Source organism: Streptomyces sp. NBC_01264 (assembly GCF_026340675.1).
Taxonomy (GTDB): domain Bacteria; phylum Actinomycetota; class Actinomycetes; order Streptomycetales; family Streptomycetaceae; genus Streptomyces.
Genome location: NZ_JAPEOX010000001.1, coordinates 2,677,108 through 2,700,718 on the forward strand (window position 1 = coordinate 2,677,108; position 23,611 = coordinate 2,700,718).

Sequence of the window (23,611 nt, forward strand, 5' to 3'; positions counted from 1 at the left end):
GAGGGACAGAACGGGGCAACTCACCCTCCCCGCCCCGCCTGCCCCACGGTCTTCGGACAACTCGCCCGACGGTCCGTCACCCGACCTGTCACATAAGAGGGGTCAGGAAACGGCGCAGCGCCTCTTCATAGGCGGCCGGATCGGCGTTCCACATCGCTCCGTGCGCGGCGCCGGAAACGGAGTGCAGGGTGACGAGGTCGGGGCGGGCCGCCGCGAGCCGCCGCGAGGGCTCCCAGGGGGCGAGGCTGTCGTCCGGGCCGTGGAAGATCAGCACGGGGACCTTCAGCGCGGCCGGATCCGACCCCGGGGCCCGCCGGTCGGCGCGCAGGCCCGCACGCCCCTCGGCGGCCTTGACGGCGAACGGGAGCAGGGGGGCCGGGGTGCGGCGCGCCGCGGCGAGGGCGCGCAGGGTGGTGTGCCAGTCCAGGACGGGCGAGTCGAGGACCAGACCGGAGATCCGGTCGGCCAGCGCCGAGCGCTCGGCGGCGTGCAGGGCCATGGTGGCGCCGGTCGACCAGCCGTGCAGGACCACGCGGCGTGCTCCGTAGCGCAGGGCGTAGCGGATGGCGGCGTCGAGATCGCGCCATTCGGACTCGCCGAGGTGGCCGAGGCCGTCCGGTGACTCCGGGGCGCCGAGGTCGCCGCGGTACCCGAGGTCCAGGACCGGGAACTTGTTGCGGTGGAGGAAGGGCATGACCACCATCGGGTGCTCGCGCGTGGCGCCGAGCCCGTGGACGGTGATCACCCAGGTGTCGCGGGCTCCGGGCAGGAACCAGGCGGGCAGCGCGCCGAGCTCCCCGGGGACGTCCACGTCGGCGTGGTCCAGCCCGAGGGCGGCGCCCGGGTTCCCCAGGTGGACCTGGGGGGTGAGGGTGACGCGGGTTCCGGGGTCGAGGCTGCCGTGGGTGACGGCGAGGAGCCGGCGCACCACGGTGTCGGGGCCGTGCGGGGCGTCGGGGAGGACGGGCCCGACCACGGCGTGCACCCCGGGGGCGGTGAGCCCGTAGGTGCCGGTGCGCAGGGAGGCGAGCGAGCGGGTCAGCTCGACGCGGCCGGACACGGTGGAGTGCACGGTGAGCCGGGGGCCGCCGGGGAGCGGGCGGCCGGGCTCGGCCCGCAGGGCCGCGTCGGCGGCGTACCGGCCGGCGAGCGCGGCGGCGGTGACGGCGGCCGCGCCGGCGCCGAGGAGGGTCGTGGTGACGGCCACTGCCGTCGCTGTAGCGGTACGCACCGCTCCAGTGTCGAGGCGGACGGGTCGGCGGGCCACCGGAGGGAATCGTTCCGGTCGGCACCCCGAAGGGGTGACGCAGGGGCGGCAGCGGGGCGACAAAGGAGGTGATCTAGGTCTCTTCGGGGCCCCCGGGTGACGGGGGCCCCGACCGGAAGTCCCGCCTCCGAAACATCCGGACACCCCGCCGTGACATGCGTTAATCGACATATCAACGTGTCTCTCGGGACGAAGGTCCCGATCAGGTGCCGCGCCGATACACCGCACGACCCCTGGCAGTTCACCTTCCGTTCATCCAGGTTGCCTACGGTCCACGAACCACTGACGTCAAACAGAAGCCTGGGTAAATGGAGCACATAACGCTTCTCCTCGGGATCGTGATCATCACCGCTCTCGTGTTCGATTTCACGAACGGTTTTCACGACACGGCCAACGCGATGGCCACCACCATCTCGACCGGCGCCCTCAAGCCCAAGACCGCGGTGGCGATGTCCGCCGTGCTCAACCTCGTCGGCGCCTTCATGTCCGTGGAGGTCGCCAAGACGATCTCCAAGGGACTGGTCAACGAGGAAGGCATCCAGCCCGAGGTCATCTTCGCCGCCCTGGTCGGCGCGATCCTCTGGAACCTCGTCACCTGGCTGGTCGGCCTGCCCTCCAGCTCCTCGCACGCCCTGATGGGCGGCCTGATCGGTGCGGCCGTGGCCTCCGCCGGCATGGGCGCCGTCAACGGCAGCGTCGTCGTCACCAAGGTGCTGATCCCCGCGATCGCCGCGCCGCTGGTCGCCGGTTTCGCCGCGTACCTGGCCACGAAGGTCACGTACAAGGTCGGCAAGGGCATGGGCGAGAAGACCTCGGCCAAGGGCTACCGCGCCGGCCAGATCGCTTCCGCGAGCCTCGTCTCGCTGGCGCACGGCACCAACGACGCGCAGAAGACGATGGGCATCATCACCCTGGCGCTCGTCGCCGGCGGCGCCCTCGCGCCCGGCTCCAACCCGCCGGTCTGGGTCATCGTCTCCGCCGGCCTGGCCATCGCGATGGGCACCTACCTGGGCGGCTGGCGCATCATCCGCACCATGGGCAGCGGCCTGACCGACCTGCAGCCGCAGCAGGGCTTCGCCGCCCAGACCTCGGCCGCCAGCGTCATCCTGGCTTCCTCCTCCCTCGGCTTCTCCCTCTCCACCACCCACGCGTGCTCCGGCGCCGTCATGGGTTCGGGTCTGGGACGCAAGGGCGGCGTGGTCCGCTGGTCCACCGCCTCCCGCATGTTCATCGCCTGGGGCCTGACCCTCCCGGCCGCGGCCCTGGTCGCCGCCGGTGCCGAGCTGGTCATGCGCACCGGGGACATCGGCGTCGCCGGCGTCACGGTCTTCCTGATCGCCTCCTGCGTCGCCATCTGGGTGATCTCCCGCCGCCAGGTCGTCGACCACACCAACGTCAACGAGGTCGCCGCGGCCGACGCCGAGGAACCGGCGGGTGCCGTCACCACGGCCATGGCGGCCGTCGCGGTTCCGCCGACCGCCGCCGCGGGCAGCACCGCCGCGGTGACGGACGAGGAGCTCAAGGCCACCATCCCGGCCTCCGCGACGACGACCCCCGCGGCCCCGGCCGCGGCGGTTTGACCGGCCCGACCCCGAGAACGACAGAGGATTCAGCGGTATGAAGATCGACTGGGAAGCACTCGGCTCCGTCTTCGGGGTCAGCCTCTCCGCCACCGTCGTCCTGGTGACCCTGTTCACCCTGGGCCTGATGGGGCTCTCCAAGCACGAGGCCGCCACCGAACAGGGCGGCGCCGCCACCCTGGCCCGCAGCGGTGCGTACGCCTGCTTCGCGCTCTGCGCGGCGGCCGTGGCCTACGGGATCTACCTGATCGTCGCCTGAGGCGCAGGACGGCACGTACGGAAGCTCCCTCCGGGTTCGTCCCCGAGGGAGCTTTCGCATGCCCGGAGCCGCTTCCACCGCCACCCCGCCGCAGGTCAACCGCGAGTTGACGGGCCTTCGCGCTGCGTGGTGGACTGCCCGAGCCATTACGGCGGCATGGAGAGGAAGTCCGGTGCGAATCCGGCGCGGTCCCGCCACTGTCACCGGCGCGCGCGGCCCTGGGCCGGCGCCGCCGGGAGCCAGGAACTCTCGCCGCCGGACACGTCGAACCAGGGCGCGGACCCTGAGTGAGGACATACCTGCCACCATGCGTGCCGATCGCGTCTTCGCGTACGGCGTCACGGCGGGCCTGATCGGCGACCGGATCCTCGGGGATCCGCGCCGAGGGCACCCCGTGGCCGCCTTCGGACGAGCCGCCGCCGCCGTCGAACGCGCCCTGTGGCGCGACGACCGCGCGCGGGGCGCCCTGCACACCCTGCTGTGCGCCGGAGGCGCTGCCGCCGTCGGCGCGCTGGGCGCCCGCGCCGTGCGCTCCCGGCCCGCGGCCGCCCGTATCGCCCTCACCGCCGCCGCCACCTGGGCCGTCGTGGGCGGCACCTCGCTGGGCCGGGAGGCCCGCGCGATCGGCGGCGCACTCGCCGCCGGGGACGCCGAGGTGGCCCGCGAGCGGCTGCCCCACCTGTGCGGGCGCGACCCGCAGGCGCTGGACGAGCAGCAGATGGCCCGCGCGGTCGTCGAATCGGTCGCCGAGAACACCTCCGACGCGGTGGTCGGCGCCCTGGTCTGGGGCGCCGTCGCGGGCGTCCCCGGGCTGCTGGCCTTCCGCGCCGTGAACACCCTGGACGCGATGGTCGGCCACAAGTCCCCCCGCCACCTGCGCTACGGCTGGGCCTCGGCCCGGCTCGACGACGTCGCCGGCTGGCCGGGCGCCCGGCTGACGGCCCTGGCCGCCGTCCTGGCCGGGCCCGACCGGCGGGGAGCCGTACGGGCCTGGCGCGCGGACGCCGCCAAGCACCCGAGCCCCAACGCCGGACCCGTGGAGTCCTCCTTCGCGGGGGCGCTCGGCGTCCGGCTGGGCGGAACCCTGGCGTACGCGGGCCGGGTCGAACACCGGGCCGTGCTCAACGGCTCGGCCGGACGGCCGGTCGCGGTCGCCGACATCGAACGGGCGGTGCGGCTGTCGCGCCGGGTGACGTGGCTGTCGCTGGGGGTCTGTGTGGCCGCCCGGACGCTGGTCTCCCGGGCACTGGTCTCCCGTACGGCTGAGAAGGGACGGCGCGCATGAGCGGCGGCGCGAAGCGCGGCGGGGGGCTCCTCGTCGCCGGTACGACCTCGGACGCGGGCAAGAGCGTGGTCACGGCGGGCATCTGCCGGTGGCTGGCCCGGCAAGGTGTGAAGGTGGCCCCGTTCAAGGCACAGAACATGTCGCTGAACTCCTTCGTGACGCGGGAGGGCGCCGAGATCGGCCGCGCGCAGGCCATGCAGGCCCAGGCGGCCCGCGTGGAGCCGACCGCGCTGATGAACCCGGTGCTGCTCAAGCCCGGCAGTGACCGGAGCAGCCAGGTGGTGCTGCTGGGCAAGCCGGTGGGCGAGATGAGCGCGCGCGGCTACCACGGGGGGCGTCAGGAGCAGTTGCTCGGCATCGTCACGGACTGCCTGGAGCAGTTGCGGGGCACGTATGACGCCGTGATCTGCGAGGGGGCGGGCAGCCCGGCCGAGATCAACCTGCGCCGGACCGACATCGTGAACATGGGCATCGCGCGGGCCGCGCGCTTCCCGGTGGTCGTCGTCGGCGACATCGACCGGGGCGGGGTCTTCGCGTCCTTCTTCGGCACGACGGCGCTTCTCTCGCCCGAGGACCAGTCGCTGATCGCGGGCTACCTGGTCAACAAGTTCCGCGGTGACGTCACCCTGCTGGAGCCCGGCATGGAGATGCTGCGCGGCCTCACCGGACGGGCGACGTACGGGGTGCTCCCCTTCCAGCACGGGCTGGGCATCGACGAGGAGGACGGCCTGCGGGTCTCCCTGCGGGGCGCGGTACGGGAATCCGTGGTCGCCCCGCCCGTGGGCGAGGACGTGCTGCGGGTCGCGGTCTGCGCGGTGCCGCTGATGTCCAACTTCACGGACGTCGACGCGCTCGCGGCGGAGCCGGGCGTGGTCGTGCGATTCGTGGACCGCGCCGAGGAACTGGCCGACGCGGACCTCGTCGTCGTCCCCGGCACCCGCGGCACGGTCAAGGCCCTGGCCTGGCTGCGCGAACGGGGGCTCGCGGACGCGCTGGCCCGGCGGGCCGCCGAGGGCCGGCCGGTCCTGGGCATCTGCGGCGGGTTCCAGCTCCTGGGCGAGCACATCGAGGACGAGGTCGAGTCGAAGGCCGGCTCCGTGCCGGGGCTCGGGCTGCTTCCCGTCCGGGTCCGCTTCGAGCGGGAGAAGACCCTGGCACGGCCGGTGGGCTCGGCGCTGGGCGAGGAGGTCTCCGGCTACGAGATCCATCACGGCGTGGCCGAAGTCCTCGGCGGAACGCCCTTCCTGGACGGGTGCCGGGTCGGGGCGGTGTGGGGCACGCACTGGCACGGCTCGCTGGAGTCGGACGGCTTCCGCCGGGCCTTCCTCCGCGAGGTCGCTGCCGCTGCGGGGCGCCGCTTCGTCCCCTCCCCGGACACCTCCTTCGCCTCCCTGCGGGAGGAGCAGCTCGACCTGCTCGGCGACCTGATCGAGGAACACGCGGACACCGCTGCGCTGCTGAGCCTGATCGAGACCGGCGCCCCGTCGGGCCTCCCCTTCCTCCCGCCGGGCGCGCCATGACGTCCCCGTCCCTGCGGGAGCCGTCCCCGCCCCACCCTTCCACCGTTCCCCGGGCGCTGCCCGGACCCGGTCCTCAAACGCCGGACGGGCTGGATATGCCGCTGCGCGGCATCTTCCAGCCTCGCCGGCGTTTGAGGACCGGGGTCTGGGGCGGAGCCCCAGGGAACGGGCGAAGGGCGGGTAGGGGAACTCCGCCCTGCGCAGCGGCGCACCCGCAGCCCCGCCCCGCCGTCAACGCCGACCCGCGCACAACCATCCGTACCCGCGTCCAAGAAGGGGCCACCGCATGAGCACGCCCTACCCGTTCACCGCCCTGGTCGGCCAGACCGACCTGCGCCTCGCGCTGCTGCTCAACGCCGTGAGCCCCGCGGTCGGCGGTGTTCTCGTGCGCGGTGAGAAGGGGACCGCCAAGTCCACCGCCGTCCGCGCCCTGTCCACCCTGCTGCCGCAGGTCGACGTGGTCCCCGGCTGCCGGTTCAGCTGCGCGCCCACCGCCCCGGACCCCGCCTGCCCCGACGGCCCCCACGAGGCGGGACCGGCCGCCGCGCGGCCCGCCCGGATGGTGGAGCTGCCCGTCGGCGCCTCCGAGGACCGGCTCGTCGGCGCCCTCGACATCGAACGCGCCCTCGCCGAGGGCGTGAAGGCCTTCGAGCCCGGCCTGCTGGCCGACGCGCACCGCGGGATCCTGTACGTCGACGAGGTCAACCTGCTCCACGACCACCTCATCGACCTGCTCCTCGACGCCGCCGCGATGGGCGCCTCCTACGTGGAGCGCGAGGGCGTCTCCGTACGGCACGCCGCCCGCTTCCTCCTCGTCGGCACGATGAACCCCGAGGAGGGCGAGCTCCGCCCGCAGCTGCTCGACCGGTTCGGGCTGACCGTCGAGGTCGCCGCCTCCCGGGAGCCCCTCCAGCGGGTGGAGGTGGTCCGCCGCCGGCTCGCCTACGAGGACGACCCCGCGGGGTTCGCGGGCCGCTGGTCCGGGGACGAGGAGGAGGTGCGCGCCCGGGTGGTGGCCGCGCGGGCGCTGCTCCCGCAGGTGCGCCTCGGCGACACCTCGCTGCTGCAGATCGCCGCGACCTGCGCCGGTTTCGAGGTCGACGGGATGCGCGCCGACATCGTGATGGCCCGTACCGCGACCGCGCTCGCCGCCTGGGCCGGGCGGACCGAGGTGCGCAAGGAGGACGTGCGGCAGGCCGCCCTGCTGGCGCTCCCCCACCGACGACGCCGCAACCCCTTCGACGCGCCGGGCCTCGACGAGGAGAAGCTGGACCGGATCCTGGACGGGTTCCCCGACGACGAGCCGGAGCCCGAGCCGGATCCCGAGCCGGAGCCGGAGGGTCCGGGCGAGGGGCCCGAGGACGGCGGCCCGGACGGCGGCGGCCCCGACGGCAGGGGCGGCGTACCCCCGCAGGGTTCCGGACCTGACGCGCCCGAGGCCGAGCAGGAGCCGGAGCCGCAGGCCCCGGACGGGCCCGAGCAGCGGCCCGAGGAGCGGCCGGAGCCGCAGCCCTCCGCGCAGGAGAACGAGCAGGCGGCCGTCCGGGCCGCCGAGCCGTTCCGCACCAAGATGCTCAGCGTCCCGGGCCTCGGCGAGGGCGCGTCCGGCCGGCGCTCCCGCGCCCGCACCGCGCACGGCCGTACCACCGGCGCCCAGCTCCCCCGGGGACAGCTGACCAAGCTGCACCTGGCGGCCACCGTCCACGCCGCCGCCCCGCACCAGAAGGCGCGCGGGCGCACCGGGCGCGGCCTGGTCGTCCGCAAGGACGATCTGCGGCAGGCGACCCGGGAGGGCCGCGAGGGCAACCTCGTCCTGTTCCTCGTCGACGCCTCCGGCTCCATGGCGGCCCGGCAGCGCATGGGCGCGGTCAAGGGCGCGGTGCTGTCCTTGCTGCTCGACGCCTACCAGCGCCGGGACAAGGTCGGCCTGATCACCTTCCGCGGTTCCTCGGCCGAACTCGCCCTGCCGCCCACCTCCTCCGTCGACGCCGCCGCGGCCCGGCTGGAGAAGCTGCCGACGGGCGGGCGCACCCCGCTCGCCGCCGGGCTGCTCAAGGCCCACGAGGTGCTGCGGATCGAGCGGCTGCGGGACCCGAGCCGGCGGCCGCTGCTCGTGGTCGTCACCGACGGGCGGGCCACCTCGGCCGGGTCCGTGGGCGGCGACCCGCGCGAGCTGTCGGCGCGCAGCGCCCGGCTGCTGGCGGCCGGCGGGGTCGCCTCCGTGGTCGTGGACTGCGAGTCGGGTCCGGTCCGGCTCGGGCTGGCCGGCGTACTGGCCGCCGATCTGGGCGGCCCGGCCGTCACCCTGGACGGGCTGCGGGCCGATTCGCTGGCCGGGCTCGTGAAGGCCGGAATCACCAAGAGCGTCCGTACCCCATCCCCGACCCTCAGGAGGGCCGCGTAATGCCGCAGGGACAGCCGTCCGTCGTTCCGGACGACGGACTCACGACGCGTCAGCGCCGCAACCGCCCGCTCGTCTTCGTCCACACCGGGCCGGGCAAGGGCAAGTCGACGGCGGCCTTCGGTCTGGCGCTGCGCGCCTGGAACCAGGGCTGGCCGATCGGGGTGTTCCAGTTCGTCAAGTCGGCGAAGTGGAAGGTCGGCGAGGAGAACGCGCTGAAGGTGCTCGGCGCCTCCGGCGAGGGCGGCTCCGTCGTCTGGCACAAGATGGGCGAGGGCTGGTCCTGGGTCCAGCGCGACGCGCAGCTCGACAACGAGCAGGCGGCCAAGGAGGGCTGGGAGCAGGTCAAGCGCGATCTGGCCGCCGAGACGCACAAGCTGTACGTGCTGGACGAGTTCGCGTACCCGATGCACTGGGGCTGGATCGACGTGGACGAGGTCGTCGAGGTGCTCCGGAACCGTCCCGGGACGCAGCACGTGGTGATCACCGGGCGCAACGCGCCGGAGAAGCTGGTGGAGTTCGCGGATCTCGTCACCGAGATGACCAAGGTCAAGCACCCGATGGACGCCGGCCAGAAGGGCCAGAAGGGCATCGAGTGGTGACCTCGTTCAACGTACCGAGACTGGTCATCGCCGCTCCCTCCTCCGGCAGCGGCAAGACCACCGTGGCGACGGGTCTGATGGCGGCCTTCTCGGAGCGCGGCCTCGCCGTGTCCCCGCACAAGGCCGGGCCGGACTACATCGACCCGGGCTACCACGCGCTGGCCACGGGCCGTCCGGGGCGCAACCTCGATGCCTTCATGTGCGGGCCGGAGCTGGTGGCCCCGCTGTTCGCGCACGGGGCGGCCGGATGCGACCTGGCCGTCATCGAGGGTGTGATGGGGCTCTACGACGGAGCCGCGGGGCGGGGCGAACTGGCGTCGACCGCGCAGGTCGCGAAGCTGCTCCGGGCGCCGGTGGTGCTGGTCGTCGACGCGTCCTCGCAGTCGCGGTCGGTGGCGGCCCTGGTGCACGGTTTCGCCTCCTTCGACCCGCAGGTGCGCCTCGGCGGCGTGATCCTGAACAAGGTCGGCTCCGACCGGCACGAGGTGATGCTGCGGGAGGCGCTGGAGGAAGCGGGGATGCCGGTGCTCGGCGTCCTGCGGCGGGCTCCGCAGGTGGCCGCGCCGTCGCGGCACCTGGGTCTGGTGCCGGTCGCCGAGCGGCGGCGCGATGCCCTCGACTCTGTGACGGCCCTGGCCGAACAGGTCCGCCAGGGCTGCGACCTGGACGCCCTGATGGCCCTGGCCAGGACGGCCCCTCCCTTGTCCTGCGAAGCCTGGGCTGCGGACGAGGCTCTCATGCCGCTGCACGGCAACCCAGCGCCGCAAGGCGGATGGCATCAGCCGAATCCAGCCCCGCCGGCGTTTGAGGCGCGGGGTCTGGGGCTGAGCCCCAGCGGCGGCGCCGCACCCGTCATCGCCGTCGCGGGCGGGGCCGCCTTCACGTTCTCGTACGCCGAGCACGCGGAACTGCTCACCGCCGCCGGTGCGGAGGTCGTCACCTTCGACCCCCTCCGGGACGAGGGGCTCCCCGACCACACCACCGGCCTGGTGATAGGCGGCGGGTTCCCCGAGGTGTACGCCCCGGAGCTGTCCGCCAACGAGCCGCTCCGCAAGGCCGTCGCCGCGTTCGCCGCCGCCGGCGGCCCGGTGGCCGCGGAGTGCGCCGGGCTGCTGTACCTGGCCCGCTCGCTGGACGGAAAGCCCATGTGCGGGGTGCTCGACGCCGACGCGCGGATGTCGGAGCGGCTCACGCTCGGCTACCGCGAGGCCGTCGCCGTCTCCGACAGCGTCCTCGCACCGGCCGGAACCCGGCTGCGCGGGCACGAGTTCCACCGGACGGTCATCGAGCCGGGCGCGGGCAGCGCACCCGCGTGGGGCTTCACGCATCCGGAGCGCCGGGTCGAGGGCTTCGTGGAGAAGGGTGTGCACGCCAGTTACCTGCACACGCACTGGGCGGCGGAGCCTTCCGCGGCCCTGCGGTTCGCCGAGGCCGCGGCAGCGCATCGGTGAACCACGGACGCCCGGGGCCGGCCGCGTCACTCCGCCAGGCCCACGACCAGCCAGATCCCCGCCACCCCGCCCACGGTGCACATCAGGGTGGACAGCGCGGGGTGCTTGTGGTGGGCCTCGGGCAGGATCTCGGCGGCGGCCAGGTACAGCAGGACGCCGCCGAAGAAACCGAGGTAGGCCCCGAGCGGTTCCTCCGGAAGGGTGAACAGCAGAGTGGACGCGGCGCCCACGACGGGGGCCACCGCGTCCGCGAAGAGCATGAGCAGGGCCTTGCGGCGCTCGTTCCCGTACAGCCGGGTGAGCGTGTAGGTGTTGAACCCGTCGGCGAAGTCGTGGGTGATGACGGCCAGTGCCACGGCCACGCCCATGCCCCCGCCGACCTGGAACGCGGCGCCGAGGGCCACCCCGTCGGCGAGGCTGTGGCCGACCATGGCGGCGGCGGCCGTCAGGCCGACCTGGGGGACCCGTTCACCGTGCTCCGGGTGCCCGTTGCCGTTCGAGCCCCCGTGGGAGGCCTGGCGGACGGCCAGGACGCGTTCCACGCAGTGCGCGGTGAGGAACCCGCCGACGAAGAGCAGCAGGGCGAGCGGGACCCCGAACAGTTCCTCGCCGGCCGCGTGCATGGCCTCCGGGAGCAGGTCGAGGCCCACGACGCCGAGCATCAGCCCGCCGGCCAGTCCCAGCACGAGGTGGCGGCGGTCGGTGACGCGCTGCGCCGTCCATCCGCCTGCCAGGGTCATCAGGAACGCACCCAACGCCACGATCACGGCCATGTGCCCCTGCATACCGACTCCGCGCCGCGCGCGCACTTCCGCGCCCGGGTGGCGGACCACGGCGGGTTGACGGGCCGGCGGCACACGAGGCCGGCGACGGGCACGGCGAAACGCACGGTGAACAGCACCACGAACACGACGACGGAGAACGGGTGAACCTGTTGGGCGAGTACGCGACGCAACTGGTCGTCGGGGTCGGTGGCCGCGCGGGCGTGTCCGTCGCGGAGGTGTGCGCGCTGGTGGAGGAGACCCTGCGCAGCGCCGGGCTCGCGTCGGGTTCGGTGACGGCCCTGGCCACCGTGGAGGGCAAGGTCCTGGAGGCGGGGATCGCGGGTGCGGCGGAACGTTTCGGCGTGCCCCTGCTGAGCTACCCCGCCGAGCGCCTGGCCGCGATCCAGGTGCCGCACCCCTCGGACGCCGCCCGCGAGGCCGCCGGCACCGCGTCGGTGGCGGAGGCCGCCGCGCTCGCCGGGGGCGGGGAGCTCCTCGTGCCCAAGCGGCGCTCGGTGGCGGCGACCTGCGCCGTCGCCACGGCCCACACACACGATCTGCGCCACCACGGGGACGCCGAGGTCGCGGACGGGGGCGCGGAGCTGATCGATCTGGCGGTGAACGTACGGTCGAACACACCGCCGCAGTGGCTGAAGGACCGGATCGCGGCTTCGCTCGACGTCCTGTCCGCGTACCCCGACGGCCGCTCCGCCCGCGCGGCCGTGGCCCTGCGCCACGGGCTGCCGGTCGAGCGGGTGCTGCTGACCGCGGGTGCCGCGGAGGCGTTCGTACTGATCGCTCGGGCGCTGGGCGCCGTACGGCCCGTGGTGGTGCATCCGCAGTTCACCGAGCCGGAGGCGGCCCTGCGCGACGCGGGCCACCAGGTGGAGCGGGTCGTGCTGCGGGCCGCGGACGGCTTCCGGCTGGACCCGGCGGCGGTGCCGGAGGAGGCCGACCTGGTGGTGATCGGGAACCCGACCAACCCGACCTCGGTGCTGCACCCGGCGGCGACCCTGGCGGCGCTGGCCCGGCCCGGGCGGACCCTGGTGGTCGACGAGGCCTTCATGGACGCGGTCCCCGGCGAACGCGAGGCGCTGGCCGGGCGGACGGACGTACCGGGCCTGGTGGTGCTGCGCAGCCTGACCAAGACCTGGGGGCTGGCCGGGCTCCGCATCGGCTACGTACTGGCCGAGCCCGGGGTGATCGCGAAGCTGGCGGCGGCGCAGCCGCTGTGGCCGGTGTCCACGCCCGCGCTGGTGGCGGCCGAGGCGTGCGTGGCCCCCGCGGCGCTGGCCGAGGCGGAGGCCGCGGCCCGGCAGATCGCGGTGGACCGGGAGCACCTGCTCGCGGGGCTCGCGGAGTTCGAGGAGATCTCGGTGGCCGGTACGGCGGCGGGGCCGTTCGTGCTGATCCGGGTCGAGGGCGCGGCCGAGATCCGCACCCGGCTGCGCGCCCTGGGCTTCGCCGTGCGCCGCGGCGACACCTTCCCGGGGCTGGACCGCTCCTGGCTCCGGCTGGCGGTCCGCGACCGCGCGACGACGGGCCGCCTCCTCCAGGCGCTCGACCTGGCCCTCGCGGCGCGCACGCGCTGACCGCACGGGTGGGCCCCTCCCCGGACGGGCTTCACCCCGATGGCGCGTTTGCGCGGGTCACGCGTGGCGACGCCCGCACCGGTGCGCGACCATTCCCGGGGTAGTGACGATGCGACAACGGGGGTACGGGGATGAAGACCGCGGGCAAGATAGGTGCGGCCGTGGCCGGACTGGCCGTGGTGGGCGGCGCCGTCTACGGCGTGACGCAGCTGGCGGGCGAGGACCCCGGCACGGCGGCCGGTCAGCGGCTGGGGGCGAAGCCGGGGGCGGCGGCGAGCCCGGGCCGGGACGCCGCGTCCGGAGCGACGCCCCCGGCCGTTCCCGGCGGGAAGCCGTTCACCCTCGTGGGGACCGGCGACATCATCCCGTACCCGTCGATCATCCAGCGGGCCGCCGACGACTCCGCGGAGAAGGGCGGCCACGACTTCCGGAAGATACTCGCCGGGGTCAAGCCCGTCGTCTCCGCAGCCGACCTGGCGATATGCCACCACGAGATACCGTACGGCCGGCCCGGCGGCCCCTACACCGGATACCCCCTCTTCAAGGCCCCGCACCAACTGGCCGACGCCCTCAAGGACACCGGCTACGACAGCTGCTCGACCGCCTCGAACCACACCCTGGACGACGGGTACGACGGCCTCGTCCGCGTCCTGGACCACCTCGACCGCGTCGGCATCCGCCACGTCGGCTCGGCCCGCGGCGCCGAGGAGGCCAGGGCCCCGGCCCTGCTCGAGGCCGGCGGGGCCAAGGTCGCGCAACTGGACTACACGTACGGGACGAACGGCATCCCGCTCCCCGCGGACAAGCCCTGGGCCGTGAACCTGATCGATCCGGCCCGGATCATCGCCGACGCCCGGGCCGCGCGCGCGGCCGGCGCGAACGTCGTCGTCCTCAGCGTCCACTGGGGCTCCGAGTGGCAGACGGCCCCGGACAAGCAGCAACTGGAGCTGGCCCGGGCCCTGACCGCCTCGCGCGGCACGGACGGCCTCCCCGACATCGACCTGATCCTCGGCACCCACAACCACGTGCCGCAGCCGTACGAGAAGGTCAACGGCACCTGGGTGGTGTACGGCATGGGCGACCAGGTGGCGAGCTTCTACGAGGCCGACAAGGCCCGCGGCAACATGTCCTCGGTCCCCCGTTTCACCTTCACCCCGGCGGCCGCCCACCCGGGCCGCTGGGAGGTGGTGAAGGCCGAGTACCTCACGCAGTTCTCGGACATGCGGCCGCCGTTCCGCGTCGTCTGCACCTCGTGCGAGGCCGCCACCTCCTCCGCCGACAGCACGTACGCCGCGGCCGACCGCGAGGTGACGAAGGCCGTGATGTCGCGCGGCGCCGCGGCGCAGGGGCTGACGCGCGCGACGAAGTAGGCCCTTTCCATGAGGCCTTGCTACGAGGCCTTGCCGCGCCGGGTCACGACCAGCGCGGCGGCGCCGAAGCCGAGCAGGAGCAGCGCACCGCCCGTCACGTACGGGGTGAGCGAGCCGCCTCCGGTCTCGGCGAGGTCGGCCTGGGTCCCGGAGCTGGTGGTGACGGTCTGGGGCTTGACGTCGGGCAGCTTCGAAGGACTGGGGCTGGGGGCGGGGGCGGCCGGGGACTCGCAACGGGCCTCGGCGAGCACGATCTCGCCCTCGACCTCGGCGACGTTCAGGTCGAGCGGGTTCACCGACACCTTGAGCCGCAGCGCGGTCGCGGCGGCCGTGGTGGAGGTGGTCCTGGTGGTGGAGAGTTCCAGACCCACCAGGCCGACCTTGGGAACCTCCACCTTGGTGGGGCCGCCCGCGGAGAGGGTGACCTTCTTGCCCAGGACGGTCACGGCCCCCAGGACGTTGGAGCTCGCGACCGGCTTCCCGCCCGCCTCGCAGACGGCCTTGGAGGTGACCTTCTCCAGCTCGATCACGGACAGCAGGGGCAGGCCCGGCACGTGGATCCGGGCCTTGGCGAGGTTCGCCTCCGCCGCGGCGCGGCCGGAGTCGACGGTGGCCTTGGAGGTGGCGACGTCGGCGCGCAGGACGCTGACCGGCGCTCCGCCCTCGACCCCGTCGAGGGTGACGGTCAGCGCCGTCTTCGCGGCGTCCGCCGGGGCGCTGACCTCGTTGAGGGTCGCGTTCAGCGGGATGTGCACGGTCTTGTTGAGCAGGCCCACGTCCAGCGTGGTGCGCAGGACGACGGCACTGGCGTTGCCCCGGCCCGGGTGGGATCCGGTGGAAGGGGTGGAGCCGGTGGCGAAGGCGGGCGGGGCGGCGAGCAGGGCAACCGCTCCCGTGGCGACGAGCGCGGCCACGGACATGCGGAAGGTGTTGCTGTTCAAGATGGTGGAACCCCCAGGGAGATGGGAGCCGTCGCGGCGCCAATGGGGGACATTGCGCGCGCCGACGGCCTCGACCCCGGAATCTTTACGCACTGAGAGTGAACGGGGGTGAACCCGGCGTGAGTTCACCCCAAAGGGTGGTTTCCAGGCATTGGTTCGATTACATGCGCCCCATCCGGAACGGGAGTTCCCTCCCATCCCGAGAATCCCGGCCGTCCGGGCCGGCCTCGAGTCCGCTCCGGGCGTACACAACGACCGCGCGGCCACCGACGTCACGCCCCGTCAACTCCCGTACGTCTGCGGCCTCAGGCCACGACCGCCCCGTTCACCACCACCCGCAGCGGCTGCGCCAGCGCCCGCACATCGGCCCGCGGATCGGCCTCGTAGACCACGAGGTCGGCCGGCGCGCCCTCGGTCAGGCCGGGCCTGCCGAGCCACTCGCGGGCGCCCCAGGCCGTCGCCGAGAGGGCCTGCAGCGGCGGGATCCCCGCCTTGACGAGCTCGCCCACCTCGGCCGCGACCAGGCCGTGCGGGAGGGAACCCCCCGCGTCCGTGCCGACGTAGACCCCGATGCCCGCGTCGTAGGCGGCGCGGACGGTGTCGTAGCGCCGCTCGTGCAGCCTGCGCATGTGGGCCGACCACCGCGGGAACTTGGCCTCGCCGCCCGCCGCCATCTTCGGGAAGGTCGCGATGTTCACGAGGGTCGGGACGATGGCCACCCCGCGCTCCGCGAACAGCGGGATGGTGTCCTCGGTGAGCCCCGTGGCGTGCTCAACGCAGTCGATGCCCGCCTCCACCAGGTCCCGCAGGGAGTCCTCGGCGAAGCAGTGCGCGGTGACCCGCGCCCCGAGACGGTGGGCCTCGGCGATGGCCGCCTCCACCTCGGCGCGCGGCCAGCAGGCGGTCAGGTCCCCGGCCTCCCGGTCGATCCAGTCCCCGACCAGCTTGACCCATCCGTCGCCGCGCCGCGCCTCGCGGCCCACGTACTCGACGAGGTCGGCGGGCTCGATCTCGTGGGCGTAGTTGCGGATGTAGCGGCGGGTGCGGGCGATGTGCCGGCCCGCCCTGATGATCTTCGGCAGGTCCTCACGGCTGTCGATCCAGCGGGTGTCGGACGGGGATCCGGCATCGCGGATGAGGAGCGTGCCCGCGTCCCGGTCGGTCAGGGCCTGCCGTTCGGCGGTGTCCGCGTCCACCGGCCCGTGGGCGTCGAGCCCGACGTGGCAGTGCGCGTCCACCAGCCCGGGCAGCACCCACCCGGTGACCTCGGTGACCTCCCCGGCGCCGCGCGGGCGCTCGTAGGAGATCCGGCCGCCGACGACCCACAGCTCGTCGCGGACCTCCTCGGGCCCGACCAGCACCCGCCCCTTCACGTGCAGCAGTCCCTGCTTGGCGCTGTCTCCGTTGACCTCGTCGCTCATGGCGGCACTCTATGTGCGGGCTCGGTAGGCTCTCCAGACCGGCCGGACCGGTCCGGACTTGTCCGGATGAACGACCCCCACCCGTGAGAACGAAGAGAGCGGCGCCGTGAACCACCCCCTCCTGGACCTTCCGCCCCTGACCGCCGCGCGCTTCGCGTCGATCGAGCGGGGGGTAGCGGAGCTGCTCGGGACCCGGGCCGACGTGGTGATCACCCAGGGCGAGGCACTGCTCCCGCTGGAGGGCTGCATCCGGGCGGGCGCGCGGCCCGGCTCGACCGCGCTGAACGTGGTGACCGGCCCCTACGGGACCACCTTCGGCAACTGGCTGCGCGACTGCGGGGCGCACGTCGTGGACCTGGAGGTCCCCTTCGACACCGCCGTGTCCGCCGCCCAGGTGGACCGGGCCCTGTCGGAACACCCGGAGATCGACTTCGTCTCCCTGGTCCACGCGGAGGCGGCGACCGGCAACACCAACCCGGTGGCGGAGATCGGCGAGGCCGTACGGGCCCACGGGGCGCTGTTCATGCTGGACGCGGTGGCCTCGGTGGGCGCGGAGCCGCTGCTACCGGACGCCTGGGGCGTGGACCTGTGCGTGATCGGCGCGCAGAAGGCGATGGGCGGACCGGCCGGCGTCTCGGCGGTGTCGGTCTCCGAGCGCGCGTGGGCCCGCTTCGCGGAGAACGCCTCGGCGCCGCGCCGCTCGTACCTCTCCCTGCTGGACTGGAAGGAGCGCTGGATCGACGCCGGGCGCACGGCGCTGCCGCACGCGCCGGCGCAGCTGGAGATGCTGGCGCTGGAGGCCTGCCTCGACCGGATCGCGGCCGAGGGCCTGGAGTCGGTGACGGTCCGCCACGCGGCCGCGGCGGCGGCGACCCGCGCGGGCGCGGTGGCGCTGGGCATCGCCCCGTACGTCGGCCGGGACGAGGCGGCGGCCCCGGTGGCCACCACCCTGCGGGTCCCGGAGGCCTCGCTGGTGGTGGCCAAGGCCCTCGCGGTGGATCCGGCGGCCCCCCTCGCGGCGGGCGGCGGCGCGCTGGCCCGGGAGATGGTCCGGGTCAACCACTACGGCACGGCGGCCTCCCCGGCCACCGTCGCCTCCAGCCTGACGGCACTGGCCGGGGCCCTGTCGGTGGACCCGGCCGGGGCCCTCGCGGCGGCGGGCTCGGCCTGGTCGGCGGCCCTGCCCTCCGCCTGACCGGGCGGGCCCTGCGGGCTCAGCCCTCCAGGAAGTTCAGCAGCCGGTCCACGTCCGCCTCGGTGTTGTAGAGGTGGAAGGAGGCCCGCAGGCTCCCCGCGCGGGCGGAGGTGGAGATGCCCGCGGCCAGCAGGGCGCTCTGACGGTGGGCCAGCCCCGGCACCGAGACGATCGGGGACCGGCCCGGGACGGGCTCGTGGCCCAGGCGGGCGAGGCCGGCGCGGTAGCGGGCGGCCAGGGCGGTGTCGTGGGCGTGGACGGACTCGATCCCGATCCGCTCCAGCAGGGCCAGCGAGGGCTCGGCGGCGTGGTAGGCCAGGAAGGCCGGGGACTCGTCGAAGCGCCGTGCTCCGTCGGCCAGTTCCCGCAGGGGGCCGTAGATGGCGTCCCACATGTCGGCCAGCGCCACCCAGCCGGCGTGCAGCGGGGTCAGGGCGTCCTGGGCCTCCTCCGAGACCGTGAGGTAGGAGACCCCGCGCGAGGCGAGCAGCCACTTGTACCCGGCGGTGACCGTGTAGTCGTAGGGGCTCGCGTCGAAGGGCAGCCAGCCCGCCGCCTGCGAGGCGTCGACCAGCATCCGCGCCCCGTACGCGGTGGTCGCGGCGCGGACGGCCGCGAGGTCCGCCGTGCGCCCGTCGGCGGACTGTACGGCGCTCAGCGCGACCAGTGCGGTGTCCGGGCCGACGGCTTCGGCGAGGGACTCCAGCGGGGCGAAGCGGACCTTGAGATCGTCGCGCACCACGAAGGGGTTGATGTCGGAGGCGAACTCTCCCTCTGGGCAAAGGACTTCGGATCCGGACGGGAGAGAGGCGGAGACCAGGCCGACGTGGGTGGAGACGGCCGCGCCGACGGCCACGCGGTCCGCGGGGACCCCGACGAGGCGGGCGAACGACTCCCGGACCCGTTCGACGCGGCCGAAGTCCCCGAAGCCTTGCGGGAGCCCGGCCCCCGCCGCCTCCGCGAGCCGCCGCACCTCGGCGACGGCGGCCCGCGGGAGGGGCCCGTAGTTGGCGGTGTTGAGATAGGTGAGGGAGAGCGCGAACTCGTCGCGGACGGTCTCGGGCGCAAAGAGGTCCATGACCTTCACTCTGCGCCAGGACCAACCCAAAGTCCATGACCGGGTTTCCCGCACCACGCCAAAGGATTACTTATGGCAGGGCCTTACGGGCGCGGTACCGCGCAGGCACCGTCGGGCTCGCACGCCTCACCCTCGGGGGCGGCGGGCACGAGGACCTCACGGCCGGCCCAGGCCTGCTCCAGCGCCTGCGTGAACACCTCGGAGGGCTGACCCCCGGAGATCCCGAGGCGTCGGTCGAGCACGAAGAACGGTACGGCGTTCGCGCCCAGCTCGGCCGCTTCCCGCTCGTCGGCCCGCACCTCGGCGGCGTACGCGGACTCGTCGCCCAGCACCGCCCGGGCCTCCCCCTCGTCCAGTCCGGCCTCGACCGCCAGCGCGACGAGGACCTCGGCGTCGAAGACGGAGCGCTCCTCGCCGAAGTTGGCCCGGTAGGCCAAGTCGAGCAGCTCCTCCTGGCGGCCGCGGTCGGCGGCCAGGTGCAGCAGGCGGTGGATGTCGAAGGTGTTGCCGTGGTCGCGGCCCTCGGTGCGGTACGTCAGCCCCTCGGCGCGGGCGCTCGCGGCGACGTGCTCCTCCATGCCGCGGGCCTCCTCCAGGGTGCGGCCGTACTTCTTGGCCAGCATCTCCACGACGGGAGCCACCTGGCCCTTGGGGCCGTTCGGGTCGAGCTCGAAGGAGCGGTAGACCACCTCGACCTCCTCGCGGTGTGCGAAGCCGGCCAGCCCCTTGGCGAACCGGGCCTTGCCGATGTAGCACCACGGGCAGGCGATGTCGCTCCAGATCTCGACGCGCATGTTCCTTCTTCCCTCCACGGAATCAACTGTTCCGTGTTCAACCATCTGCCGCTGCGTCTCATTCCCCGGGCAGGTCCCCCACCGTGAGCCAGAGGATGCGGTGGGAACCCGCGGCGCGGGCCCCGGCGGGATCCGGGAGCCAGCCGTGGGCGGCGTAGAAGGCCTGGGCGCGGAGGTTGTGCTCGTAGACCTCCAGGCGGACCCTGCGGACGCCCGCCCGGCGCCAGGTGTCGAGGCAGGCGGCGTGCAGGGCCGCCCCGGTGCCGCGGCGCCAGTGGACGGGGTCCACGTGGAGCTGCGTGAGGGTGGTCTCGCCGTCGGCGGTGCGGAAGGCCGCCACCCCGGTGAGCTCGCCGGCGCTCTCCGCGCAGAGCACCCCGCCGTCGGCCGCGGTACGGGCCACCGCCCGGGACCAGCCCTCCCGGGTGCGCGCCAGCTCGGCGGCGCCGCCGTAGGCCTCCACGGGTATCCGGCCCCGGTAGTAGGTGGCGCGGGCCCGGGTGTGGAGGGCGGCGATGGCGTCGAGGTCTTCGGGCTGCGCGGTCCGGATCATGGGAAGGAGAACGCGCCGGGAATCCCGCCGGTTCCCGGCGCGCTCCACGGGCTACTTCTTCAGCCAGGCCTTCATCATCTTCTGCGCCACCGGGGCGGCCAGCTTGCCGCCGGCGATCTCGGAGCGGTCCGTGTCCGACCCGACGATCACCACGGCGACGGCGATCTGCTTGCCGCCGGCCTTGCCGTACGTGGTGTACCAGGCGAGCGGCGGCAGGCTGTTGTCCACGCCGCGCTGGGCGGTACCGGTCTTGGCACCCGACTCGACACCCGGGATCTGGACGTTCTTGCCGCCGCCCTCGGTGGCGACCGTCCTCATGGCGTCCTGGAGCATCGATGCGGTCTTCCCGCTCATCACCTGCGTGGACTTCGGGTCCTTGAAGTTCTCCAGCACGTTGCCGTTGGAGTCGGTGACCTCGGAGACCTCGTGCGGGGCGACGAGCTTGCCGCCGTTCTCGATCGCGGCGCTCACCATCGCCATCTGGAGCGGGGTGGCCTGGACGTCGAACTGGCCGATACCCGTCTGCGCGACCTGGTCGACGGACATCTTCTTCGTCGGGTACTTGCTCGCGGGGTCGGTCCAGACGGGGAGCTTCTGCACCACGTTGAAGCCCAGCTTCTCGGCCATCGCCCGCATCTTGTCCTGGCCCAGCTGGTGAGCGAGGTCGGCGAAGACGTTGTTGCAGGACAGCTTCAGCGCGGTCCGGGGGGACACGTTGTTGCACATGGCATCGGGAACCTCGCTGCGCAGCTTCATCCGCGTCCCGGGGATCGTGTAATCGCCGGGGACGGAGGTCGGCGTGTCCACGTTCGTGACCAGGCCGTTCTCGATGGCTGCCGCCAGGGTGACCAGCTTGAAGGTGGAGCCGGGCGCCTGCGGCTTACGCAGCGCCGTGTTCTCCATGGCCTTGCCGTTGTCGGCGTTGAGCGCGTTCCACGCCTTCTGGTCCGCTGCGCCCGCGCCCGCGATGGTGCCGGGGTCGTAGGACGGGTTGTTCACGACGGCCAGGATCTCGCCCGTCGCCGGGTCGAGCGCCACGGCCGAGCCCTGCTTGCCCTGGAGCGCGTCCCAGCCCGCCTTCTGGACGTCCTTGTCGATCGTGGTGATGACGTTGCCGGGGGCGGCCCGCTTGTCGGTGAGCGTGTCCATGATCGTCTTGAGCCGGTTGTCGGTGCCGTTGAGGACGTCCTTGTAGACGCCCTCGAGCATGCTCCACCCGAAGGCCTGGGAGCTGTAGCCGGTGATCGGCGCGTACAGCGGCCCGTCGGTGTAGGTCCGCTTGTACCGGAAGTCCTTGCCGCCCGTGTCCTTGGAGCCGGTGATGGCCTCCCCGCCCACGATGATGTTCCCCAACGGGTTCTCGTACTTCCCGATGAGGTTGCGCCGGTTGTTCTTGTCGTCTGCGAGGGCCTGGCCTTGGTATGCCTGCACCCAGGTGACCCGCACCAAAAGGGCCAGCACCAGAAGCAGACAGAAGACCGACGCACGCCTGATCGTCTTGTTCATCCCCCAGAAGGACGTCCCAGCCGTCCCAGCCGTTCCGCTCTGCCCCGATTGTGGCGGAGTTCTCAGCCTTTCCTCATGAGGAAGCCTCCCTCGTACGCCGCGATGACCGCCTGGGTCCGGTCCCGGGAACCGGTCTTGGCGAGCACCGCGGCCACGTGCGTCTTGACCGTCTGCGGGCCGACTCCGAGCCGCTCGCTCACCTCGTGGTTGGAGAGCCCGGCGGCCATCAGGCGCAGTACGTCCGCCTCCCGGTCCGTGAGCCGGGCGACCCAGGGCGCGGCGGCCGGGCCGGCCCCCGGCGGGGTGTGGGCGGTGGCCAGGGAGCGGACGGCCGCCGGGAAGAGCAGCGAGTCCCCGCGCGCCACGAGCCGGACCGCGGCGGTCAGCTCGTCGGGGTCGGCCCGCTTGAGGAGGAACCCGCAGGCTCCCGCGCGCAGCGCGTCGTACACGTAGGCGTCGTTCTCGAAGGTGGTGACCACCACGATCCGGGGCGGCTCGGCCATGGTGGCGAGGATCCGCTCGGTGGCCCGGATGCCGTCGATCTCCGGCATCCGCACGTCCATCAGCACCACGTCCGGGGCGAGCGCCCGGACCACGGACACGGCCTCGGCCCCGGTGGCCGCCTCTCCGACGACCTCCAGATCGGGCTCGGCGTCGAGGATGACCCGCAGGGCGGTACGGACCATCCGCTCGTCGTCGGCCACCACCACCCGCAACGGCGGCCGGGTCCCGGGCGTCATCGGGCGCCCTCGCCGAGGGGGAGGACGGCCCGCAGCCGCCACCGGCCCTCGTGCGGACCGGCCTCGACCCGCCCGCCGAGCAGCGAGGCCCGCTCGGCGGCGCCGTGCAGCCCCCGGCCCCCGGTGGTGCGGGCCCGCGGAGCGGCCTCGGCCGCCACGGCCGGATCGTTCGTCATGGTGATCTCCAGTTCCTCGTATCCACCCGGTCCGTCCCGTTCCCCCCGGACCCGTACGAGGATCCGCAGGTCGACGGGGCCCGTCCCGTGCCGCAGCGCGTTGCTCAGCCCCTCCTGCACGATCCGGTGCGCCTCACGGGAGGCGATCGCCGGAAGCCACCGCCAGTCCCCGGCGGGTCCCGGATCCTGGTGGGCGGTGATCGGGGTCCCGAAGGCCCGGCTGCGGGCCAGCAGCCCGTCGAGGTCGGCCGCGAGCGTGGGGGCGGCGGGCAGTGCGCCGCCCCCGGTGCCCGCTCCGTCGCCCTCGCGCAGCAGGCCGAGGACGGCGTCCAGCTCCCCCACCGTGCGCCGGGTGGTCTCCTCGATCGCGGCCAGCGCCTCCCGGACGAAGCCGGGGTCGCTGTCGAGCACCCGCCGGGCGGCGCTCGCCTGGAGGGTGACCGCGCTCAGGGCGTGCCCGACGGCGTCGTGCAGCTCCCGGGCCAGCCGGTTACGGACCGCCAGGTCCGCGGCGCGCTCCTCGGCCGCCGCCAGCCGGTCCGCCGCCGTCGGCCCGAGCAGTACGGGCGCCAGCCGGGCCAGCAGCGCCCCCGCCCCGACGGCGCACAGGACCAGCCCGGCCAGCAGCCCCGCCCCGAACAGGGGGGCCACGTACGGCTGGGCCTGTGCGTCGAACGGGCCGAGCCGGACCGGGAAGTCCCGCAGCGCGCTCACGAACGGCAGGGCGAGCAGCACCACTGCCATGGGCGGTACCGCCAGGCTGATCCCGCTGACCAGGGCTCCGATGCCCAGGTGCAGGGTCCACCAGGCCGAGGCCCGCGCCCGGGCCGCCCAGCTCCGGGCCCGCCCCTCGGCGAACCGCTCCCCCGGGACCCCGCACAGGGCGCGCGCGGCGGCCACGGACATCGGCCGGACCAGTCCGGACAAGCCGGTCGCGGCGACGAGCGGCAGGGCGGCGGCGTAGGCGGCGAGGCTGAGCGGCAGGGACGCGCCCGCGTTCGCCCCGCCCGCGAGGACACCGACCACCACCTCCGTGAGGAGGAAGTACGGCATCAGCAGGGCGCCACCGAGGATCAGATGGAGCCAGCGCAGGGGCCTGAACCTCGGCAGCCGCTC

At 74.0% G+C, this 23,611-nt stretch carries 19 protein-coding genes, 1 pseudogene and 1 riboswitch; of the genes and pseudogenes, 10 read left to right on the forward strand and 10 right to left on the reverse strand.

Translation table 11 applies throughout. The annotated features are described in order from the left end of the window. Positions 1-88: 88 nt before the first annotated feature. On the reverse strand, positions 89-1,231 hold the full coding sequence (locus OG435_RS12240) for an alpha/beta hydrolase family protein (RefSeq protein WP_266876851.1): 1,143 nt from the start codon (positions 1,229-1,231) through the stop codon (positions 89-91). A 344-nt stretch (positions 1,232-1,575) separates the two neighbouring features. Between OG435_RS12240 and OG435_RS12245 the strand changes: the two genes are divergently transcribed. From OG435_RS12245 to OG435_RS12275, 7 genes and pseudogenes are all read left to right on the forward strand, one after another. Continuing rightward, positions 1,576-2,847: an inorganic phosphate transporter gene (locus tag OG435_RS12245; protein ID WP_266876852.1), complete on the forward strand. Its 1,272-nt coding sequence runs from the start codon at positions 1,576-1,578 to the stop codon at positions 2,845-2,847. Positions 2,848-2,884: 37 nt separating this feature from the next. Next, positions 2,885-3,106 carry a hypothetical protein gene (locus OG435_RS12250; RefSeq protein WP_243338472.1) on the forward strand — a complete coding sequence of 74 codons (222 nt, stop codon included), beginning with the start codon at positions 2,885-2,887 and terminating at the stop codon, positions 3,104-3,106. 162 nt (positions 3,107-3,268) lie between these two features. After that, a riboswitch (cobalamin riboswitch) is annotated at positions 3,269-3,354 on the forward strand. A gap of 59 nt (positions 3,355-3,413) precedes the next feature. Next, positions 3,414-4,391, forward strand: coding sequence for a cobalamin biosynthesis protein (locus OG435_RS12255; RefSeq protein ID WP_266876853.1), 978 nt, complete (start codon positions 3,414-3,416; stop codon positions 4,389-4,391). Then, positions 4,388-6,009: pseudogene (locus OG435_RS12260) on the forward strand (cobyric acid synthase); the annotation flags it as partial. The gene OG435_RS12255 and the pseudogene OG435_RS12260, both read left to right, overlap by 4 nt. A 188-nt stretch (positions 6,010-6,197) precedes the next feature. After that, positions 6,198-8,315, forward strand: a complete 2,118-nt coding sequence (locus OG435_RS12265; RefSeq protein WP_266876855.1) for a putative cobaltochelatase — start codon at positions 6,198-6,200, stop codon at positions 8,313-8,315. Continuing rightward, complete coding sequence (gene cobO, locus OG435_RS12270) at positions 8,315-8,914, forward strand: cob(I)yrinic acid a,c-diamide adenosyltransferase (protein WP_243338462.1); 600 nt, start codon at positions 8,315-8,317, stop codon at positions 8,912-8,914. The genes OG435_RS12265 and cobO overlap by 1 nt, the downstream gene beginning before the upstream one ends. Then, entirely contained in the window at positions 8,908-10,365 is a 1,458-nt protein-coding gene (locus OG435_RS12275) for a cobyrinate a,c-diamide synthase (protein ID WP_266876856.1), read from the forward strand. Before cobO ends, OG435_RS12275 begins: the two co-directional genes overlap by 7 nt. A gap of 26 nt (positions 10,366-10,391) precedes the next feature. Here OG435_RS12275 and OG435_RS12280 read toward each other — a convergent pair whose 3' ends face one another. Then, positions 10,392-11,138 carry a ZIP family metal transporter gene (locus OG435_RS12280; protein WP_266876857.1) on the reverse strand — a complete coding sequence of 249 codons (747 nt, stop codon included), beginning with the start codon at positions 11,136-11,138 and terminating at the stop codon, positions 10,392-10,394. Between the two features lie 152 nt (positions 11,139-11,290). Here OG435_RS12280 and cobC point away from each other — a divergent pair, with 152 nt between their 5' ends. Both cobC and OG435_RS12290 read left to right on the forward strand, forming a co-directional pair. After that, positions 11,291-12,721 carry an Rv2231c family pyridoxal phosphate-dependent protein CobC gene (cobC, locus tag OG435_RS12285; RefSeq protein WP_266876858.1) on the forward strand — a complete coding sequence of 477 codons (1,431 nt, stop codon included), beginning with the start codon at positions 11,291-11,293 and terminating at the stop codon, positions 12,719-12,721. Positions 12,722-12,852: 131 nt separating this feature from the next. After that, a complete protein-coding gene (locus OG435_RS12290) occupies positions 12,853-14,091 on the forward strand; it encodes a CapA family protein (RefSeq protein ID WP_266876859.1) in 1,239 nt (412 codons plus the stop codon). Between the two features lie 20 nt (positions 14,092-14,111). On the opposite strand, the gene OG435_RS12295 is transcribed toward OG435_RS12290, so the two are convergent. Both OG435_RS12295 and OG435_RS12300 read right to left on the reverse strand, forming a co-directional pair. After that, the gene (locus tag OG435_RS12295) at positions 14,112-15,032 is read right to left on the reverse strand and encodes an SCO1860 family LAETG-anchored protein (RefSeq protein WP_266876860.1); all 921 of its coding nucleotides are present in this window, start codon (positions 15,030-15,032) and stop codon (positions 14,112-14,114) included. 305 nt (positions 15,033-15,337) lie between these two features. Continuing rightward, a complete protein-coding gene (locus tag OG435_RS12300; protein WP_266876861.1) occupies positions 15,338-16,453 on the reverse strand; it encodes an amidohydrolase family protein in 1,116 nt (371 codons plus the stop codon). Positions 16,454-16,559: 106 nt separating this feature from the next. On the opposite strand from OG435_RS12300, the gene OG435_RS12305 reads away from it, so the two are divergent. After that, the gene (locus OG435_RS12305) at positions 16,560-17,648 is read left to right on the forward strand and encodes a pyridoxal-phosphate-dependent aminotransferase family protein (protein ID WP_266876862.1); all 1,089 of its coding nucleotides are present in this window, start codon (positions 16,560-16,562) and stop codon (positions 17,646-17,648) included. A 19-nt stretch (positions 17,649-17,667) separates the two neighbouring features. Here the strand turns inward: OG435_RS12305 and OG435_RS12310 are convergent, their stop codons facing one another. The 6 genes from OG435_RS12310 to OG435_RS12335 form a co-directional block, all read right to left on the reverse strand. Beyond that, positions 17,668-18,726, reverse strand: coding sequence for an aminotransferase class V-fold PLP-dependent enzyme (locus OG435_RS12310; RefSeq protein WP_266876863.1), 1,059 nt, complete (start codon positions 18,724-18,726; stop codon positions 17,668-17,670). 83 nt (positions 18,727-18,809) lie between these two features. Then, positions 18,810-19,520, reverse strand: coding sequence for a DsbA family oxidoreductase (locus OG435_RS12315; RefSeq protein ID WP_266876864.1), 711 nt, complete (start codon positions 19,518-19,520; stop codon positions 18,810-18,812). Between the two features lie 58 nt (positions 19,521-19,578). Then, the gene (locus OG435_RS12320) at positions 19,579-20,073 is read right to left on the reverse strand and encodes a GNAT family N-acetyltransferase (RefSeq protein WP_266876865.1); all 495 of its coding nucleotides are present in this window, start codon (positions 20,071-20,073) and stop codon (positions 19,579-19,581) included. A gap of 51 nt (positions 20,074-20,124) precedes the next feature. Then, on the reverse strand, positions 20,125-21,579 hold the full coding sequence (locus tag OG435_RS12325) for a penicillin-binding transpeptidase domain-containing protein (RefSeq protein WP_266876866.1): 1,455 nt from the start codon (positions 21,577-21,579) through the stop codon (positions 20,125-20,127). 62 nt (positions 21,580-21,641) lie between these two features. Further along, positions 21,642-22,319 carry a response regulator transcription factor gene (locus OG435_RS12330; RefSeq protein WP_266876867.1) on the reverse strand — a complete coding sequence of 226 codons (678 nt, stop codon included), beginning with the start codon at positions 22,317-22,319 and terminating at the stop codon, positions 21,642-21,644. Next, positions 22,316-23,548: a sensor histidine kinase gene (locus OG435_RS12335; protein WP_266881670.1), complete on the reverse strand. Its 1,233-nt coding sequence runs from the start codon at positions 23,546-23,548 to the stop codon at positions 22,316-22,318. Before OG435_RS12335 ends, OG435_RS12330 begins: the two co-directional genes overlap by 4 nt. Between the last annotated feature and the right edge of the window lie 63 nt (positions 23,549-23,611).